Raw genomic sequence first — 18,011 nt, forward strand, 5'->3', positions numbered from 1 at the left:
CCCGGCATGATCGCGCAGCTGCACCCGACCCCCACCTCCATGGACGACAGGAACCCACAGTGAACGCCTTGGCCGCCCGACGCCGACACCCCGCCGCGATCGCGGTGCTGCTGCTGCTCGGCCTCCTCGTGACCGGTGGCGCCTACTCCTTCCTCGCCCCCAAGGACGCCAACGCGGCGGCTCCCACGGCGGCCGCCGACGACGTCGCCCACGGCAAGGACCTCTTCATCGCCAACTGCGCCACCTGCCACGGCGTCGGTGCCCAGGGCACGAAGTCCGGCCCGTCGCTCGTCGGCGTGGGCGCCGCCTCGGTCGACTTCCAGGTCGGCACCGGACGTATGCCGCTCGCCGGCCCGAACGTCCAGGCGCCCCAGAACAAGGTGAAGTTCGACGACGCCCAGATCTCCGCCCTCGCGGCCTACGTCGCCTCGCTCGGCCCCGGCCCGGCGATCCCGGAGGAGAAGTACACGACGGTCATCGAGCCCGGCACGCCGGAGAACAACAAGGCCATCGCCGAGGGTGGCCAGATCTTCCGCGTCAACTGCGCGATGTGCCACAACTTCGCCGGTGCGGGCGGCGCCCTGACCCGCGGCAAGTACGCCCCGGCGCTCGAGGGCACCACGCCGAAGCACATCTACGAGGCGATGGTGACCGGGCCGCAGTCGATGCCGGTCTTCAACGACATGAACCTCACGCCCGAGGCGAAGCAGAAGGTCATCTCCTACCTCAAGGCGCAGGAGAACGAGACGAACGTCGGCGGCCTCACGCTGGGCAACCTCGGCCCGGTGTCCGAGGGGCTCTTCGCGTGGGTGTTCGCGCTCGGCATCCTCATCGGCTGCGCCGTCTGGCTCGGCAAGAAGGCAGCATGAGCCCGCGCTGCATCGCCTCGATCACGAACGACGACAGGACCACGACCCGATGAACGAGAACGACACCACGGACCACGGGACCAGCACGTCCCTCGTCCCGGCGTCCGACGCCGGAACCGAGCGACTCCCGGCGTCGCTGATCAGGGGGGTGGACCAGTTCGAGAACCCCGGTCTGCCGGCACACGTGCACCGCGCCGCCGACGACGACCCCGCGGCGGCCAAGCGCGCCGAGCGCCAGGTCGCGACGATGTTCGGTCTGTCGATGCTCGCCACGCTCGTCTTCTTGGTCAGCTACTTCGCCATCCCCGACGAGGCGACCTTCTTCTTCCCCGGTATCGGGATCGCCAAGACCCAGAACGTCGTGCTCGGCCTGTCGCTCGGCTTCGCCATCTTCCTCATCGGCATCGGCGCCGTGCACTGGGCCAAGACGCTGATGTCCGACGAGGAGATCGTCGAGGAGCGCCACGAGCAGGCCTCGACGACCGAGCAGCGCGCCAAGGCCGTCGCCGTCGTCAACGAGGGCGTCGCGTCGACGCAGCTCAACCGCCGCCCGCTCCTGAAGTACTCCCTCGGTGGGGCGCTCGGCCTCTTCGCCCTCCCCCTCGGCCTGCAGGTCGCCGGTTCGCTCGGCCCGACCAACGTCGAGGAGCTCAAGCACACCATCTGGGACCCGAAGGACAACGGCGGCAAGCCGATCCGGCTCATGCGTGACCCGGAGATGACGCCGATCCGCTTCGACGAGGTCACGTCCGGCTCGGTCTTCCACGTGATGCCCGAGACACTCCAGAAGTACATCGACGAGGGCAAGCACGTCCTCGAGGCCAAGGCCAAGGCGGCGGTCATCCTGATCCGCCTCGACCCGGACCTGATCAAGGTGCAGAAGGCCAAGGACTGGGGCGTCGACGGCGTCGTCGCCTACTCCAAGATCTGCACCCACGTGGGCTGCGCGGTCGGCCTGTACGAGCAGCAGACGCACCACCTGCTCTGCCCGTGCCACCAGTCGACCTTCGACCTCACCGAGGACTGCGCCGTCATCTTCGGCCCGGCCAAGCGGCCTCTGCCGCAACTCAAGATCACCGTCGACGACGCGGGCTACCTCGTCGCCCCCGCAGGCTTCGCAGAGCCCGTGGGACCGAGCTTCTGGGAGCGTGCGCGATGAGCACCATCAACGAGACTCGTCCCGCGGACGCACTCCGCGCCGGCGACCGCCAGGCCGACGAGCGCGCGTCCGCCACCAAGCCGCTCGGCGGCATCGCCGGCTGGATGGACGACCGCCTCGGCGGTGCGAAGGGTGTCTCCTTCCTCGCCAAGAAGGTCTTCCCCGACCACTGGTCGTTCATGCTCGGCGAGATCGCGATGTACTCGATGATCGTCTGTCTGCTGACCGGTGCGTTCCTCACCTTCTGGTTCGTGCCCAGCGCCAGCCAGGTCGTCTACGACGGCTCCTACGTCCCGCTCCAGGGCGTGACGATGTCGGACGCCTACCGTTCGACGCTCGGGATCTCCTTCGACATCCGCGGCGGTCTGCTCATCCGTCAGATCCACCACTGGGCCGCCCTGATCTTCGTCGTGTCGGTCTTCGTCCACATGGCGCGCGTCTTCTTCACCGGCGCCTTCCGCAAGCCGCGTGAGATCAACTGGGTCTTCGGCACCATCCTGTCGCTGCTGGCGTGCATCGAGGGCTTCGCGGGCTACTCGCTCCCCGACGACCTGCTCTCGGGCACCGGCATCCGCGCCATGAACGGCTTCATCCAGTCGGCGCCGGTCATCGGCTCCTACCTGTCGTACTTCATCTTCGGAGGCGCGTTCCCCGGCGAGGCGATCATCCCGCGCCTCTACTCGGCGCACGTGCTGCTCATCCCGGCCATCCTCGTGGGCCTCTTCACGGCGCACATCCTGCTCGTCTTCCTGCACAAGCACACGCAGTTCCCCGGACCGGGCCGCACCAACAAGAACGTCGTCGGCTACCCGCTCCTGCCGGTGTACATCGCCAAGGCCGGTGGCTTCTTCTTCATCGTCTTCGGCGTCATCGCCCTCATCTCGGCGGTCGTGACGATCAACCCGATCTGGGCCTACGGTCCGTACGACCCCTCCCCCATCACCGCGGGCTCCCAGCCCGACTGGTACATGGGCTTCGCCGACGGTGCGCTGCGACTGCTGCCCGGCTTCCTCGAGTTCGAGACGTTCGGCTTCACGTGGAGCATGAACATCTTCCCGGGCTCGCTCATCCTGCTGCCGCTCATGTGGACGATCATCGGCGTCTACCCCTTCGTCGAGTCGTGGGTGACCGGTGACAAGCGCGAGCACCACCTGCTCGACCGCCCGCGCAACGCGCCGACGCGCACCGCCATCGGCATCGCCGGCATCTCGATGTACGTCGTGCTCTTCCTCGCTGCCGGCAACGACCTCATGGCGATCAAGCTGCACCTGTCGATCAACGACATCACGCAGACGCTGCGCGTGCTCTTCTTCGTCGCGCCGCCGGTCGCCTTCTGGATCACCAAGCGAATCTGCCTCAGCCTGCAGCGCGCCGACCGCCAGAAGGTCCTCCACGGTCGTGAGACGGGCACGATCTGGCGGCACGCCGACGGTCGCTTCGAGGAGATCCACGCTCCGCTCACCCCCGACGAGCGCTGGGCCCTGGTCCAGCACGAGTCCCACGAGCCGCTCGAGCTCACGGCGGGCAAGGACGCCAACGGCGTCGACAGCCCCATCGCCGGCAAGGAGCGCCTCCGGGCGAAGTTCTCGAACTTCTACTTCCGCGACCGCGTCGCCCCGGCCACCCCGTCTGAGCTCGAGGCGGCCCACCACGAGCACGAGGACCACGCGGCTGCGCCCGACGGCGGGCACGAGGCCATCGAGCCCGCAGGGGCCGGCCAGGAGCGCGAGACGATCAAGGCCGACAAGCAGCACGGCTGACGCCTGGTCGCCTCTGGCGACACCGACACGAGAGGGACCTCCCGGTGCGGGAGGTCCCTCTCGGCGTCCGGCGACGCATCGTGACCCGAGATGTCGGTTATGAGAACTTTCTGAGATGTCGTCGAGAGCATCTGGGCGCACGGCCGTACCCCCGTCCCCCAACGACAGGCAGGTTCCATGCTCGACACGATCTTCGGCCTCCCCGTCCATCCCCTCATCGTCCACGCGACGACCGTCGTCGTTCCGGCCGCCGCCGTCACGGTGCTGCTCTCCGCCGTGTGGCCGCGCTTCCGTCGGTGGGCCGCCTGGATGCCGCTCGCGCTGTCCGTCCTCGCGGTGGTGCTCACTCCCCTGTCGACCGAGTCGGGTGAGTCCCTCGAACGACACGTGGAGCACAGCGACCTCATCGAGACGCACTCACAGCTCGCCGAGGGGTTGCTTCCGTGGGTCATCGGACTCGCCGTCGCGGCGGCCCTGCTCTTCGTCGTGGCCCGCCGGGAGCGTGGGGCCGTGCCCACCGTCGCGCCGAGCGCCTCGGCCGCAGACCCGACCGACGAGACGCCCGCCCGCACCTCGCTCGTGCCGCGCTGGCTCCTCGTCGCCGGCGCGGTCGTCGGCCTCGTGGCGGCCCTCGGGACGACCGTGCAGGTCGTGCGCATCGGCCACAGCGGCGCGCAGGCCGCCTGGTCCGACTCCGTGTCCCAGACCCCGGCGCCGGCCGGCGGCGACGACGGCAACTGAGGACGCAGCCGTGCTCCGCGCAGCAGCGGGCCACGGGCACCCCCCGGGGCCGTTCGGCCCGCGTGACAGACTCGGCCCATGCACCTGTCCGAGGCCGAGTTCGAGGAGGCGGTCGGGGACGCCCTCGACTCGATCCCCGAGGAGCTCGCCCGCGCGATGGACAACGTCGTGGTCCTCGTCGAGCAGGAGCCCCCGCCCGATGACCCCGAGCTGCTCGGCGTCTACGACGGGACCCCGCTGACCGAGCGGGACGGCTGGTGGGACGCTGGCTCGCTCCCTGACCGCATCACGATCTTCCAGGGCCCCCTGGAGCGGATGTGCGACACCGCCGCCACGCTGCGCGAGGAGATCGCCATCACCGTCGTGCACGAGGTGGCCCACCACTTCGGCATCGACGACGACCATCTCCACGAGCTGGGCTGGGGCTGAGCTCCGCACCGGGCCACCGTCGGGGCCACAGCGGGCCACAGCGGGCCACAGCGGGCCACAGCGGGCCACAGCGCGGCCACCTGCGGCGTCGCGCCGCGCGACGTCTCGCACGCGGGACAGTTTTGTCCGGTCCACCCCGAGCGCCCCTTGTCGTCGCAGCCTGCCGGGGATACCGTCGAGGAACCGTTCAACCGATCGGATGGAGGTGCGTCAGATGTTCTCTCCCACACGATCGCACTGCGAGCCGCTCGGGCCGTGAAGGTCAGGGTCGGATCGAAGGGGAAGGCCACGGCCTTCCCCTTCGCGCTGTCCGGGCCCGGAGGGCCCGTCGTCAGGGGTCGGGCGACGACGTCATCCCCGCAGCACGTTCGTACGTCCGGCGTGGAGGCTCGTCGACCCGACGAGCTCCGGCCGACCACGACGAAGGGCCCCGGTCGGCGACCGGGGCCCTTGCGACGTCAGGCTCGAGATCAGATGGAGTACTCGCCCGAGAAGGACTCGAAGACCCACAGGCACACCGCGACGACCGCGAAGACGGCGCCGATGATGAAGAGCCACCAGCCGATCGCGAGGCCGGCGAACATGATGGCGCCGGAGCCGGCGAGCCACAGGGGCGTCCAGGAGCTGGCGACGAAGTAGCCGTAGTTGCCCTCGGCGTCCTCGATCTCACCGGCGGCGTTGTCCTCGGGGCGCAGCGGCAGCTTCTTGCCGGTCATCCAGAGGTAGAAGCCGGTGAGCGCGAACAGCAGTGCGGTGAGGATCAGCGCCGTGACGCCGATCGGCTCCTCCCACTTGGACCAGAAGCCGTACATGAGCACGACGGGGACGAAGAAGACGAACAGGTAGAGGAAGAGCTTGGTCTCGACGCGCATCGGGATCAGTCCTCACGCTTCTGGGTGCTGGCGGTGGCCTTCTCGGAGCCGGCCACGTCGGCCGGGCCCATGACCTGGACGAGAGTGCCCTGGTCGGCGACGGGCGCGACACCCGTTGCGGACTCGGGGTGGTGCAGGTCGAACGCGGGGCGCTCGGACCGGATGCGAGGCAGCGACGTGAAGTTGTGGCGGGGCGGCGGGCACGAGGTGGCCCACTCGAGCGACGCGCCGTAGCCCCACGGGTCGTCGGACTCGACGAGCGGCGCCGTGCGCCACGTCTTCCAGACGTTGTAGACGAACGGGATCATCGAGGCACCGAGCAGGAACGCGCCCAGGCTCGAGACGATGTTCGCGAGCTGGAAGCCCTCTTCCGGCAGGTAGTCGGCGTAGCGACGGGCCATGCCCTCGACACCGAGCCAGTGCTGGATGAGGAACGTCATGTGGAAGCCGATGAAGAGCATCCAGAAGTGGATCTTGCCGAGCGTCTCGTCGAGCATCCGACCGGTGAGCTTGGGCCACCAGAAGTAGTAGCCGGCGAACATCGCGAACACCACCGTGCCGAAGACGGTGTAGTGGAAGTGCGCGACGACGAAGTAGCTGTCGGACAGGTGGAAGTCGAGCGCCGGGCTGGACAGGATGATGCCGGTCAGACCGCCGAAGAGGAACGTGACGAGGAAGCCCATCGCCCACAGCATCGGCGTGGCCATGACGACCTTGCCGCCCCACATGGTGCCGATCCAGTTGAAGAACTTCACGCCGGTCGGCACGGCGATCAGCATCGTCATGACCGCGAAGAACGGAAGGAGCACCTGTCCGGTGACGTACATGTGGTGCGCCCAGACGCTCGCCGACAGGGCCGCGATGGCGATCGTGGCGAAGACGAGGGTCTTGTAGCCGAAGATCGGCTTGCGCGAGAAGACCGGCAGGACCTCGCTGATGATGCCGAAGAACGGCAGCGCGATGATGTAGACCTCTGGGTGCCCGAAGAACCAGAACAGGTGCTGCCAGAGCATGGCCCCACCGTTCTCGGCGTCGAAGATGTGCATCCCGAAGCGCCGGTCACCGCCGAGGGCGAAGAGGGCAGCCGCGAGGATCGGGAACACGAGGATCGCGAGCAGCGAGGTGATGAGCACGGTCCACGTGAAGATCGGCATGCGGAACATCGTCATGCCGGGCGCGCGGAGGCAGATGATCGTCGTGATGAAGTTGACGGCACCGAGGATCGTGCCGAAACCAGCGAGCGCGAGACCGAAGACCCACAGGTCACCGCCGACACCGGGCGAGTAGCTGACGTCGGACAGCGGCGCGTAGGCGAACCAGCCGAACGCGGCAGCACCCTGGGGCGTCAGGAAGCCGATGGACGCGATGAGGCCACCGAAGAGGTAGAGCCAGTACGCGAACATGTTGAGGCGCGGGAACGCGACGTCGGGCGCACCGATCTGCAGCGGCATGACGGCGTTGGCGAAGCCGGCGAAGAGCGGCGTGGCGAAGAGCAGCAGCATGATCGTGCCGTGCATCGTGAAGAGCTGGTTGTACTGCTCGGGGTTGTCCACGATCTGCAGGCCGGGGGCCATGAGCTCGGCGCGGATGAGCAGCGCCATGAGGCCGCCGAGCAGGAAGAAGATGAACGACGTGATGAAGTAGAGGTTGCCGATGACCTTGTGGTCGGTCGTCGTCACCCACTTGACGAAGGTCTGGCCCTTGGCCAGGCGCGGGCGGGCCGCGGCCGTCATGCTCGGGGCCTGCGCCTCGCGGTTGTACGTTGCGGAGGTCATCAGTTGCTCCCAGTGCGAGCCGGTGCGGGGATCTTGTCGATGTCAGCCTGGACCATCTTCTCGCGGCTCACGTCGACCGGGATGAGGCCCTCCTGGCCGATGGCCTTGAGGTGGGCCATCTCCTGGTCGTACTCGGCCTGCGGGACGACCTTGACCATGAAGAGCATCTGCGAGTGGTAGGCGCCACAGAGCTCGGCGCACTTGCCCTGGAACGTGCCGACCTGCGTGGGCGTCAGCTGGAACTTGTTCGTCTTGCCCGGGAGCATGTCCATCTTCATCATGAACGCCGGCACCCAGAAGCTGTGGATGACGTCGCGGGCGTTGAGGACGAACTCGACGCGCTTGTTGACCGGCAGGTAGAGCACGGGCATCTGCGCGCGCTTGCCCTCGGTGCCGTCGAGCTCGGTGTGGACTCCGGTCTCGTGGACGTTGGAGTCGACGTAGTTGAAGTCCCAGCTCCACTGCTTCGCGACGACGCTGACCGTGAGGTCCTTCTTCGTGCTCGTGTCGACGAGCCTGGCCTCGTCACGCGCGGTGTAGTAGAAGAAGACGGCCACCATGAAGACGGGGATGACCGTGTAGAGCATCTCCATCGGCACGTTGTAGCGCAGCTGGACGGGAAGCGTCTCGTCGCCCTTGCGCTTGCGGAAGCGGATGGCGGCGTAGAGCATCAGGCCCCACGTGAGGGCCCCCACCAGGAGGACGGCGATCCAACTGCCGATCCACAGGTCGGTGACCCGCTGGCCGCTGTCGGAGACCACCGGGGGCAGGTATCCGTTGGACACCTGTCCCTGGCAACCGCTGAGGGCCAGTGCGGCGAGGCCGGCGATCCCGGCGAGGCGCAGCCCGGTGCGTCGCCGCCCGGTGCGTCGCCGCCCGGTCTCCCCCACCACCGTCGTCACCACCGGCGTTGCCGCTGGGGTGTCTTCGTGCTCAGGCACCAGGTGCACCTTTCGTTCCGTACGTGGGCGCGCAGGGCGCGCGTCGAACGTGTTCACGTCAAACCGTCTGGGCACCAAGGCCCACGGCGCAACCCTACCGTCCCTCTTGTCACGCTGTCCGCAGGGGGCGGCTAACGTTGCGGAGTGGTCAGTCACGATCCGGGCACGAACGTTGGACCCCGTCCGTCCGCCCCTTCCGGAGGCTCCCAGCGGGTGTCCGGCGGGCTCCCCGACGACCGTCAGCACGACCGCGAGCCGGCACCGGTGGCGACGCCCCGGTCGAGCCGGTCACCGGGCGTGCGGCGGCTGCTCGACGCCTCGTCCGGCCCGCTCCACCCCGTCGCACGCGACACCCTGCAGGCCGCGATCGAGGTCGGCTGGGCCGACCCCGCCCGCCTGCACGCCGAGGGGCGCCGGGCCCGGGCCCTGCTCGACCGCTCCCGCGAGATCGTCGCCGCCGGTCTGGGGGTGCGACCCACCGAGGTGAGCTTCCTGCCCAGCGGGCCGACCGCGCTGGCCCGGGCCGTCGACGGGGTGGCGTATGCCGCCCGCCGGCGTGGGGGGCGCACCGTGGCCTCCGCGGTGGAGCACTCCGCCGTCCTCGTCCCGGGACGGGCGCGGGCGGCCGCGGCCGACGACGCGTCCCTGTTCGCGGAGGTCGAGGTCGACCCCCTGGGGCGGCTCGACCTCGACGCGTGGCGGAGCGCCCTCGCGGTCCCCGGCACCGTCGTGGCGGCGTTGCAGAGCGCGAACGGCGAGGTGGGCACGCGCCAGCCTCTCGGGGCGGCCCGTGATGCCGCCGCGGCCCACGGCACACCCCTCGTGGTCGACGCCACGGCGTCCCTCGGACGCGACGACGTGTCTGCGGACTGGGACGTCCTCGTCGGTGACGCACGGTCGTGGGGCGGACCACCGCTCGGTGTGCTCGTCGTCCGCGAGGGCGTGCGCTGGCACTGGTCCGAGGCCCGCGCCGACGTCGAGCACGGCCGTGCGGACGTCACGCCGTGGGTGCCGCTGGCCCTCGCCGCGGCCGAGGCGTGGCAGCAGACGACGGCCACCCGTGCCGCGGACACACAGGTGACGCGCGCGCTCGTCGACGACATCCGCCGCGCCGCCTCCGCGGTGCCCGACACCGAGGTCGTCGGGGACCCGGACGACCGGCTCCCCCACGTCGTCACCTTCTCCAGCCTCTACGTCGACGGGGAGGCCGTCGTCGGGGCCTTCGACGCCGCCGGCTTCGCGGTGGCGAGCGGGTCGGCCTGCACGTCGAGCACGCTGGAGCCGAGCCACGTGCTCGCGGCGATGGGGGTCCTGACCCACGGCAACGTGCGCGTCACCCTGCCTTTGCCCGCGGTCTCCCCCGCCCTCGCCGACGACGTCAGCGTCTTCACGGCCGCCCTCGCCCCGACCGTCCGCGCCGTGCGCGACCAGCTCGGGGTCGGTGACCTGTGACCGACGACCCGAGCGTCGTCGACGCGCGCGGCGAACGCTGCCCCCTGCCCGTCATCCGCCTCGCCCGCCTCGTCCGCGACCGGCCGGACCTCGCGACCGTCACGGTCCTGGCGACCGACCCGGCCGCCGCCCACGACGTCCCGGCCTGGTGCCGGATGCGGGGCCACCGCTTCGTCGAGGCGCGTGCGGAGGGCGACCACACGGCATACCTCGTCGAGGTGGTCAGGCCCAGCGGGCCGGGAGCGGCGCGTTGAGCACGGTCGGCAGGATCGCGAGGTACTCGTCGCGCGGGACCTCGCGCACGCCGAGCGTGGCCAGGTGCGGCGTCTGCCACTGGACGTCGACGAGGCGGCGGGGGTCCCCGTCGGCGATGAGCAGGTCGCGCAGACCGACGAGGGCGACCTTCGAGGCGTCACGCTCGTGGTGGAACATCGACTCGCCCGCGAAGAGTCCGCCGATGGCGACGCCGTAGAGGCCGCCGACGAGCTCGCCGTCCTGCCACGTCTCGACCGAGTGGGCCCACCCGGCGTCGTGGAGCTCGACGTAGGCGTCGACGATCTCGGGGGTGATCCAGCGACCGTCCCGGTCCGGCGCCGCGCAGGCCTCGACGACCCCGCGGAAGTCGGAGTCGACGCGCACCTCGAACCGGGCCACGGCCTTGCGCAGCGACCGGCTGACGCGCAGCTCGCGCGGCCGCAGGATGCCGCGGGGGTCCGGTGACCACCACCCGATCGGCTCGGCGCCGTGGTCGCCGATCCCCATGGGGAACACGCCGACGGAGTAGGCCTCGAAGAGCGTCGCGACGTCGAGGTCGGCGCCGATGCCGATGAGGTCCTCGCCCGCGGGGACGCGGTCGAGCGCGAAGTCCCAGGGGGTGGACGGCGGCGGCGTGGGCACTGACGGGCTCCGGCTCTCGTGGGGGTGGGCTGCTCAGCGGCTCGCGATGACCGTCAGCGCCGGGCCGGCGGCGTCATGGCCGTGGACAGGTGATGTGGGGCGCGATCTCGTCGGCGGACTCGGCGCCGTACGCCCCGGCGAGCCGCTCGAGGAAGCGCTCCTTGCCCAGGGCGTACTCCTGGGTGCCGACCGTCTCGATGACGTAGGTGGCGAGCATCGAGCCGAGCTCGGCGCAGCGCCGGACCGGCAGACCCGCCGCGAGACCGGTGAGGTAGCCGGCCCGGAAGGCGTCGCCGACGCCGGTCGGGTCGGCCTTGCGCACCTCGCGGGCGATCCCCACCTCGACGGGCTCCTCGCCGCGCACGCGGACGGTGACGCCGTCCTTGCCGCGGGTCTTGACCTGCACCCGGACGCGGTCGGCGAGCTCGTCCTCGCTCCAACCGGTCTTCTGGCAGGCGAGGTGGCTCTCGTACTCGTTGGTGAAGAGGTACTCGGCCCCGTCGATGAGGCGTGCGATGGTCGGCCCGTCGCAGAACGCGAGCTGCTGCGAGGGGTCGGCCGCGAACGGGATGCCGCGCGAGCGGCACTCGTCCGAATGGCGCAGCATCGCCTCCGGGTCGTTGGCGCCCACGACGACGAGGTCGAGGCCGCCGACCCGCTGGGCGACCGGCGCGAGCTCGATGTCGCGCGCCTCGGTCATGGCCCCCGCGTAGAACGTCGCGATCTGGGCCATGTCGCGGTCGGTCGTGCAGATGAAGCGCGCCGTGTGCTGGGACTCGGAGTAGTGCACCGCGCCGCAGTCGACGCCGTGGCGCTCGAGCCAGCTGCGGTAGTCGGTGAAGTCCTCGCCGACCGCGCCGACGAGCAGCGGACGCTGACCGAGGTTGGCCATGCCGAACGCGATGTTCGCGGCGACCCCGCCCCGGCGGACCTGCAGGTCCGAGGTGAGGAACGACAGGGAGATCTTGTCGAGCTGCTCGACGACGAGCGAGTCGGCGAAGAGTCCGTCGAAAGTCATGAGGTGGTCGGTGGCGATGGAACCGGTGATGGCGATCTGCACAGCACGAACCTACCCGGGATCGCTGCCCCACCGACGCCGGCCCGACGCCGGCCCGGTGACGGCCCGGTGACGGCCCGACGCCGGCCCGGTGACGGCTCGACACCGGCCCGATGACGCCCGCCGACGGCGAAGGGCCCGACCGTGACGGTCGGGCCCTTCGGACGTGCGGTGCGGCGTGCGCCGTGGCGCGGGCGGCTCAGCTGAAGGAGTCGCCGCAGGCGCAGCTGCTGCCCGCGTTGGGGTTGTCGATGGTGAAGCCCTGCTTCTCGATGGTGTCGGCGAAGTCGATCGTGGCGCCCTCGAGGTAGGGGGAGCTCATGCGGTCGACGACGACCTCGACACCGTCGAAGTCGCGGACGAGGTCACCGTCGAGGCTGCGCTCGTCGAAGTAGAGCTGGTAGATCAGGCCCGAGCATCCGCCGGGCTGGACACCGACGCGCAGGCGGAGGTCGTCACGACCCTCCTGCTCGAGCAGGCTCTTGACCTTCGTGGCCGCGACGTCCGTCAGGACGACACCGTGGGCGGGAGCCTCGGTCTGAACCTCGGCGGGAGATGCGTTCGTCTCGACACTCATGTGTTGGTCCTTCACGTCGTGGAGCATGGGTCGGAAGAGAGAACCCATGCCGCGCCGGATGTGTTCCCGACGTCTCCAAGGATACGTCGCCCCCCACCCGAATCGTGCATCCTCCCCCCGTCCGGCGGCTCAGGATGTGGACGGCGACCAGGTGCGCGCGACGCGTGCCGTGCGGTCGGCGAGGCGTGCGGCGGGCTCGGCGATGGCGGCGGCGACCTGGTCGGGACGCTCCGCCACGGCATACACCCCGGAGAGGCCGGCCGTCATGGCCTCACGGCGGCCGACGAGCGACTGACCGGGGACGGCGATGACCGGCACACCGACGCGTGCGGCCGCCTCGGCGACGCCGACGACGACCTTCCCGCGCAGCGACTGCCAGTCGAAGCTGCCCTCGCCCGTGACGACGAGGTCGGCGGAGGCCACGAGGTCGGCGAACCCGACGGCGTCGAGCACCGCCTCGACCCCGGACACGCGGCGCGCACCGAGCAGGTGCAGGGCGTAGCCGAGCCCACCGGCTGCTCCGGCTCCGGGTTCGCGCTCCGGCTTGAGCAGGGTGCCGGTCAGCAGGTCCCTGGCCGGCGGCCGAACCCGGGCCACGACGCTCGCGAAGTGGCCCAGCGCGTTCTCGAGCCGTTGGGCGTCCTCCTCGGATGCGCCCTTCTGGGGGCCGAAGACCGCGCTCGCCCCCTTGAGGCCGAGCAGCGGCGAGTCGACGTCGCTGGCGATGACGAGGTCGACGCCCCGCAGCCGGTCCCGCGCGGCGTCCAGGCCGGCGACGTCGTCGGGCGTCGCGGCGGCGAGCGCCAGCCCGCCGTGCCCGAGGCGGGCGGAGGGCCCGACCCCGAGGGCGCCGAGCAGGCCGGCCCCCGCGTCGTTGGTGCCCGACCCGCCGAGCCCGATGACGATGCGCCGGGCGCCGGCGTCGAGGGCCGCGAGCACGAGCGTGCCGACCCCCGAGGTCGACGTCACCGTGGGGTCGCGCTCGTCCGGGGCGAGCAGGTGCAGACCGGCCGCCTGCGCCGACTCCACGTAGGCCGTCCGGCCGCCCGCGCCCGTCGTCAGCAGGATGGTGCCGGGCACCTCACGGCCGAGCGGGTCGGTGGTCACGACGGCGTGGACCTCCCCCGCGAGCGTCTCGGCGAGGACGTCGACGAAGCCGGGTCCGCCGTCGGAGAGCGGCACGAGCGTGACACGGTCGCCCGGCGCCGTCCGCCCCCAGCCCTCGGCCATCGCGGCCGCGGCCTGGGACGCGGTGAGCGTGCCGGTGTAGCAGTCGGGAGCGAAGATGACGTGCACGTCGGGCATCCTCCCATCCGACTGCGTCGCGCCGCGTCCCACCCGCGGCCGAGGTGATCGCGGCACGACCGTGGGCGGCGCGACCACCTCGAACCGCAGTGGATGTCGGCGCGAGGGGCGGGAGTCAACGGTGCGGCAGGAAGAGGCCGGCGTCGCCGAACTCGTGCCAGGCATAGCGGCACGCCACCGCCTCGTCGTACGCCTGCTGGGCCAGGTCGGCCCCCGCGACCGACTCGACGAGGAGCAGGTGCGAGGCGTCCGGGTTGTGCCAGCCGGTGACGAGCCCGTCGACGACGCGGGCCGGACGGTCCGGCGAGATGACGACCTCGGTCCAGCCCGCCGCCGCGCGCACCCGGCCGTCCGGACCGGTCGCCGACTCGATGGCCCGCGTCGCCGTCGTGCCGACGGCGACGACCCGGCGCCCGCGCTCGCGCACGAGGTTGACGAGGGCTGCCGTCTCCCCCGACACGGCGAACCGTTCGGGCTGCGGCGCCTCACCGGCCTCCTGTGACGACAGGCCCGTGTGCAGCGTCACGGGGGCGACGAGGACGCCCGACGACACGAGCCCGGTCACGAGGTCGGCGGTGAACGGTCTGGCGGCGCTCGCCATCTCGGCGCTGCCCGGCAGCCGGGCGAAGACCGTCTGGTAGTCCTCGAGCGGGAACCTCGAACGGAGGTAGCCGTAGGCGACGGGCCGGCCGTGCGTCGCGAGGTGCTCCGCGAGGGTGCAGTCGTCGAGCTGCGTCGCCCGCCACAGCCGGTTGCCGTGTCCCGTCGGGGACGAGTCGGGCCTCGGGTAGGGCGCCTCGAGGCGCAGCCGGGGGCCGCCCGCCGCGAGGTCGACGACGTCGCCCTCGAGCGCGTCGAGCACCGGGTGTCCCGCGTCGGGGGCGGTGCGCAGCTCCACGACCCAGGTGCAGTCGTCGAGCTCGGAGGCCACGTGGACGACGACGGCGCCGCGTCCGGGCACCCGACCGTCGATCTCGCCCGCCACGGTCGCCGAGTTGTTGACGAGGAGCAGGTCGCCGGGCGACAGGTGGTCGCCGATGGCGGCAAAGGTCGTGTGCTCGACGCGCACGGTTCCCGAGGAGGGCTCCGAGGCGACGAGCAGGCGGACGCCGTCCCGGTCGAGACCTCTCCGCTCGGGCGGCGCGTCGGCCGTGAGGTCGTCGGTGGCGCGGAAGACGGTGTGCGGGACGTGCGCGAGGGCCGCGGTCACGAGGCCATCCCCGACGTCGCCGCGAGCAGCTCGGCAGCCCGGTACCGACCGCTGGCAGGTCGCGACGCGAGCAGCGCCAGGATCCCGGGCACGGCGACCTCCTCCGGCAGCGGCCGGTCGCTGATGTCCTCCCGGGGGAACGCCGCCTGGTGCATCGCGGTACGCATGTCACCGGGGTCGAGGGCGTAGGCGCGGATCGAGGGCACCTCCGCCCCGAGGTTCAGCGTCAGATGGTCGAGCGCGGCCTTGCTGGCGCCGTAGGCGCCCCACGTCTCGTAGTGCTCGACGCCGGCGTCGGACGAGATCGCGAGGACCGTCCCTCCGGCGGCCTCGAGCGACGGCAGCAGCGAGCAGGTCAGGGCGTGCGGCGCGACGACGTTGACGGCGAGCACGGCCGCGAGGTCGTCCGTCGTCAGGTCGCGCAGCGGACGCAGCGGGAGCGGGCCGAGGGTGCTCGCGTTGTGGACGAGCAGGTCGAGGCCGCCCGGACCGGCCGGGCCGGTGACGACGTGGGCGACGTCGTCGCGGTGGACGGCGTCGCTGACGTCGCCGGCGAGGCCGACGACGTCGCGACCGTGGTCGCGCAGGCCGGAGACGGTCTCGGCGAGACGATCGGCGTCGCGGGCGGTGACGACGAGGTCCCAGCCCCGGACGGCGAGGGCCTCGGCGAGGGCCCGGCCGAGCCCCTGGGTGGCACCGGTGACGAGTGCGGTGGGCATCATGACTCCTGTGTGGTCGTGGGTCGATGGCCACAGCGTCAGACATCAAGTTCACTTGAGGTCAAGTGCCCGAGCGCTGGCAGCGCTCGGGGCGGCATACGATCTGCACATGACGACCGACACGGCATCGGCCCCGGCTCCCGCTCCGCTCCCCCTCCTCGTGCTCGGGCAGGGCACCGACCTGCACACCGAGCGCGGCGTCGAGTGCCCGGGCGACCTTCCGGCGGCGTCCGACCCCGACCTCGTCGAGCGGGCGCGCGCGGCCAAGGCCGCGCTCGGGGACCGCGTCTTCGTCCTCGGGCACCACTACCAGCGCGACGAGGTCATCGAGTTCGCCGACGTCACCGGTGACTCGTTCAAGCTCGCCCGCGACGCCGCCGCCCGGCCGGACGCGCCCTACATCGTCTTCTGCGGCGTGCACTTCATGGCCGAGTCCGCCGACATCCTCACGAGCGACGAGCAGACCGTGATCCTGCCCGACCTCGCCGCCGGCTGCTCGATGGCCGACATGGCCGCGATCGCCCAGGTCGAGGACTGCTGGGAGCAGCTGACCGCGGCCGGCGTCGCCGAGCAGACGATCCCGGTCACCTACATGAACTCCGCCGCCGCGATCAAGGCCTTCACCGGGCGCCACGGCGGCACGATCTGCACGAGCTCCAACGCCCGCACCGCCCTCGACTGGGCCTTCGAGCAGGTCGGTGGCGTCGGGCTGGACGGGACCGGCACCGGCAAGGTGCTCTTCCTGCCCGACCAGCACCTCGGCCGCAACACGGCCGTGCGCGAGCTCGGCCTGTCGCTCGACGACTGCGTCGTCTGGGACCCGCACCGCCCGAACGGCGGCCTGACCCGGGAGCAGCTCGAGAACGCCCGGATGATCCTCTGGCGTGGGCACTGCTCCGTGCACGGCCGTTTCTCCGTCGACGCCGTCGAGGCCGCCCGCCGCGAGATCCCCGGCGTCAAGGTCATCGTCCACCCCGAGTGCCAGTACGAGGTCGTCGAGCGGGCCGACGAGGTCGGCTCGACGGAGAAGATCATCCAGACGATCGCCGCCGCCCCGGCCGGCACGTCGTGGGTCGTCGGCACCGAGCTCAACCTCGTGCGCCGCCTCGCCCAGCAGTTCCCCGAGCAGCGGATCGCCTTCCTGGAGAAGAACGTCTGCTACTGCTCGACGATGAACCGCATCGACCTCCCGCACCTCGTGTGGGCGCTCGAGTCCCTCGTCGAGGGCCGGGTCGTCAACCCGATCCGCGTCGACCCGACCGTGGCCGCCGAGGCGCGAGCCGCGCTCGACCGGATGCTCGCCCTGCCCGGCACCACCCACAAGGACTGACGCCCGGTGGCGGCCACCGCAGGCGACCTCCACCGGGTCGCCGTCGTCTCCGACGTGCACGGGAACGTCACGGCGTACGAAGCCGTGCTCGCCGACATCGCCCGCCGCGGCATCGAGTACGTCGTCAACCTCGGCGACCTCATCGGCAAGGGCCCGCGTGGGTCGGAGTGCATCCGGATGACGCGGGAGCGCGCCATCCCGACCGTCCGGGGCAACTGGGACACCTTCATCGCGCGCGACACCGTGCAGCCGTGGGAGCACGGCCAGTGGGTGCGCGACACGCTGTCAGAGGACGAGCGGCATTGGCTCGCAACGCTGCCCAACGTCCACGAGATCGTGCTGAGCGGCCAGCCGATCCGCTTCTTCCACGCCTCGCCGGTGAGCGAGTTCCACCGCGTCTTCGCCCCGACGACCGAGGAGGAGCACCGGGCCTTCGTCGCGCAGACCGCGTTCACGGGCGACGGGCCGGTGCCGACCATCGTCGGCTACGGCGACATCCACGGCGCCTACCTCGCCGTCGACTACGGCATCACCGTCTTCAACGCCGGGTCGGTCGGCAACGCCCTCGACGGTCCCGGCGCCCCTTACGTCGTCCTCGAGGGCGCGCTGCCCCGCGCGGACCTCGACGAGCCCGCGGGCCACGTCGGCATCACCTTCGTCCGGGTGCCCTACGACGTCGAGGCCGAGGTCGCGGTGGCCGAGGAGCTCGGGATGCCGGGCGCGGACGCGTACGCCCTCGAGCTGCGCGAGCAGCGCTACCGCGGCTCGGCGGTCCCTGCCACCTGAGCCGCCGGCCGGCCCTGGCCCGCCGTTCCGGTGTGGATGGTCCTACCGATGGTGCTGCGTCTGGTGGGGTGATCGCCCCACCAGACGCAGCACCATCGCGCGGGTCATCGGCTGACCCGTCCACCGATGGCG

18 protein-coding genes are annotated in these 18,011 nt (G+C 71.3%); 9 read left to right on the forward strand and 9 right to left on the reverse strand.

Features of this window, described 5'->3' with window-relative positions:
• Window positions 1-59 precede the first annotated feature (59 nt).
• The 5 genes from qcrC to ASH01_RS21560 all read left to right on the forward strand — a co-directional run bounded on the left by qcrC (window position 60) and on the right by ASH01_RS21560 (window position 4,958).
• Window positions 60-869 carry a cytochrome bc1 complex diheme cytochrome c subunit gene (gene qcrC / locus ASH01_RS21540; protein ID WP_056781121.1) on the forward strand — a complete coding sequence of 270 codons (810 nt, stop codon included), beginning with the start codon at window positions 60-62 and terminating at the stop codon, window positions 867-869.
• 49 nt (window positions 870-918) lie between these two features.
• A complete protein-coding gene (gene qcrA / locus ASH01_RS21545; protein WP_056781123.1) occupies window positions 919-2,028 on the forward strand; it encodes a cytochrome bc1 complex Rieske iron-sulfur subunit in 1,110 nt (369 codons plus the stop codon).
• Window positions 2,025-3,788 (forward strand): cytochrome bc1 complex cytochrome b subunit, encoded by a 1,764-nt coding sequence (gene qcrB / locus ASH01_RS21550; RefSeq protein ID WP_056781126.1) that lies wholly within the window; start codon window positions 2,025-2,027, stop codon window positions 3,786-3,788. Before qcrA ends, qcrB begins: the two co-directional genes overlap by 4 nt.
• 177 nt (window positions 3,789-3,965) lie before the next feature.
• Entirely contained in the window at window positions 3,966-4,529 is a 564-nt protein-coding gene (locus ASH01_RS21555; protein WP_056781129.1) for a DUF2231 domain-containing protein, read from the forward strand.
• A 78-nt stretch (window positions 4,530-4,607) separates the two neighbouring features.
• Window positions 4,608-4,958: a metallopeptidase family protein gene (locus ASH01_RS21560; RefSeq protein WP_056781133.1), complete on the forward strand. Its 351-nt coding sequence runs from the start codon at window positions 4,608-4,610 to the stop codon at window positions 4,956-4,958.
• A gap of 470 nt (window positions 4,959-5,428) precedes the next feature.
• Here ASH01_RS21560 and ASH01_RS21565 read toward each other — a convergent pair whose 3' ends face one another.
• Genes ASH01_RS21565 through ctaC form a run of 3 tightly spaced genes read right to left on the reverse strand, consistent with a single transcriptional unit; the run spans window position 5,429 to window position 8,510 of the window.
• On the reverse strand, window positions 5,429-5,830 hold the full coding sequence (locus ASH01_RS21565; protein WP_056781137.1) for a cytochrome c oxidase subunit 4: 402 nt from the start codon (window positions 5,828-5,830) through the stop codon (window positions 5,429-5,431).
• A 5-nt stretch (window positions 5,831-5,835) separates the two neighbouring features.
• A complete protein-coding gene (gene ctaD, locus ASH01_RS21570; protein WP_200959053.1) occupies window positions 5,836-7,605 on the reverse strand; it encodes an aa3-type cytochrome oxidase subunit I in 1,770 nt (589 codons plus the stop codon).
• On the reverse strand, window positions 7,605-8,510 hold the full coding sequence (ctaC, locus tag ASH01_RS21575) for an aa3-type cytochrome oxidase subunit II (RefSeq protein WP_056781141.1): 906 nt from the start codon (window positions 8,508-8,510) through the stop codon (window positions 7,605-7,607). The genes ctaD and ctaC overlap by 1 nt, the downstream gene beginning before the upstream one ends.
• A gap of 249 nt (window positions 8,511-8,759) precedes the next feature.
• Between ctaC and ASH01_RS21580 the strand changes: the two genes are divergently transcribed.
• A complete protein-coding gene (locus ASH01_RS21580; RefSeq protein WP_082620083.1) occupies window positions 8,760-9,998 on the forward strand; it encodes a cysteine desulfurase family protein in 1,239 nt (412 codons plus the stop codon).
• Window positions 9,995-10,252: a sulfurtransferase TusA family protein gene (locus ASH01_RS21585; RefSeq protein ID WP_056781144.1), complete on the forward strand. Its 258-nt coding sequence runs from the start codon at window positions 9,995-9,997 to the stop codon at window positions 10,250-10,252. Before ASH01_RS21580 ends, ASH01_RS21585 begins: the two co-directional genes overlap by 4 nt.
• Here the strand turns inward: ASH01_RS21585 and aat are convergent.
• From aat to ASH01_RS21615, 6 genes are all read right to left on the reverse strand, one after another.
• Entirely contained in the window at window positions 10,221-10,895 is a 675-nt protein-coding gene (gene aat / locus ASH01_RS21590; protein WP_056781146.1) for a leucyl/phenylalanyl-tRNA--protein transferase, read from the reverse strand. The genes ASH01_RS21585 and aat overlap by 32 nt on opposite strands.
• Before the next feature lie 73 nt (window positions 10,896-10,968).
• Window positions 10,969-11,955, reverse strand: a complete 987-nt coding sequence (locus ASH01_RS21595) for a carbohydrate kinase family protein (RefSeq protein ID WP_056781149.1) — start codon at window positions 11,953-11,955, stop codon at window positions 10,969-10,971.
• Window positions 11,956-12,151: 196 nt separating this feature from the next.
• Complete coding sequence (erpA, locus tag ASH01_RS21600; protein ID WP_020145450.1) at window positions 12,152-12,529, reverse strand: iron-sulfur cluster insertion protein ErpA; 378 nt, start codon at window positions 12,527-12,529, stop codon at window positions 12,152-12,154.
• A 129-nt stretch (window positions 12,530-12,658) separates the two neighbouring features.
• Window positions 12,659-13,825 carry a glycerate kinase family protein gene (locus tag ASH01_RS21605; protein WP_056781296.1) on the reverse strand — a complete coding sequence of 389 codons (1,167 nt, stop codon included), beginning with the start codon at window positions 13,823-13,825 and terminating at the stop codon, window positions 12,659-12,661.
• A gap of 124 nt (window positions 13,826-13,949) precedes the next feature.
• Window positions 13,950-15,044: an S-adenosylmethionine:tRNA ribosyltransferase-isomerase gene (locus ASH01_RS21610; RefSeq protein WP_056781152.1), complete on the reverse strand. Its 1,095-nt coding sequence runs from the start codon at window positions 15,042-15,044 to the stop codon at window positions 13,950-13,952.
• Window positions 15,041-15,763, reverse strand: coding sequence for an SDR family NAD(P)-dependent oxidoreductase (locus ASH01_RS21615; protein ID WP_056781299.1), 723 nt, complete (start codon window positions 15,761-15,763; stop codon window positions 15,041-15,043). Before ASH01_RS21615 ends, ASH01_RS21610 begins: the two co-directional genes overlap by 4 nt.
• A 109-nt stretch (window positions 15,764-15,872) precedes the next feature.
• On the opposite strand from ASH01_RS21615, the gene nadA reads away from it, so the two are divergent.
• Together nadA and ASH01_RS21625 are read left to right on the forward strand one after the other, a co-directional pair.
• Window positions 15,873-17,093 (forward strand): quinolinate synthase NadA, encoded by a 1,221-nt coding sequence (nadA, locus tag ASH01_RS21620; RefSeq protein WP_056781156.1) that lies wholly within the window; start codon window positions 15,873-15,875, stop codon window positions 17,091-17,093.
• 6 nt (window positions 17,094-17,099) lie between these two features.
• Window positions 17,100-17,879, forward strand: coding sequence for a metallophosphoesterase family protein (locus ASH01_RS21625; protein ID WP_056781159.1), 780 nt, complete (start codon window positions 17,100-17,102; stop codon window positions 17,877-17,879).
• Window positions 17,880-18,011 lie beyond the last annotated feature (132 nt).

The sequence above is a fragment of the Terrabacter sp. Soil811 genome, from assembly GCF_001429655.1.
In the GTDB taxonomy this organism is placed as follows: Bacteria; Actinomycetota; Actinomycetes; order Actinomycetales; family Dermatophilaceae; genus Terrabacter.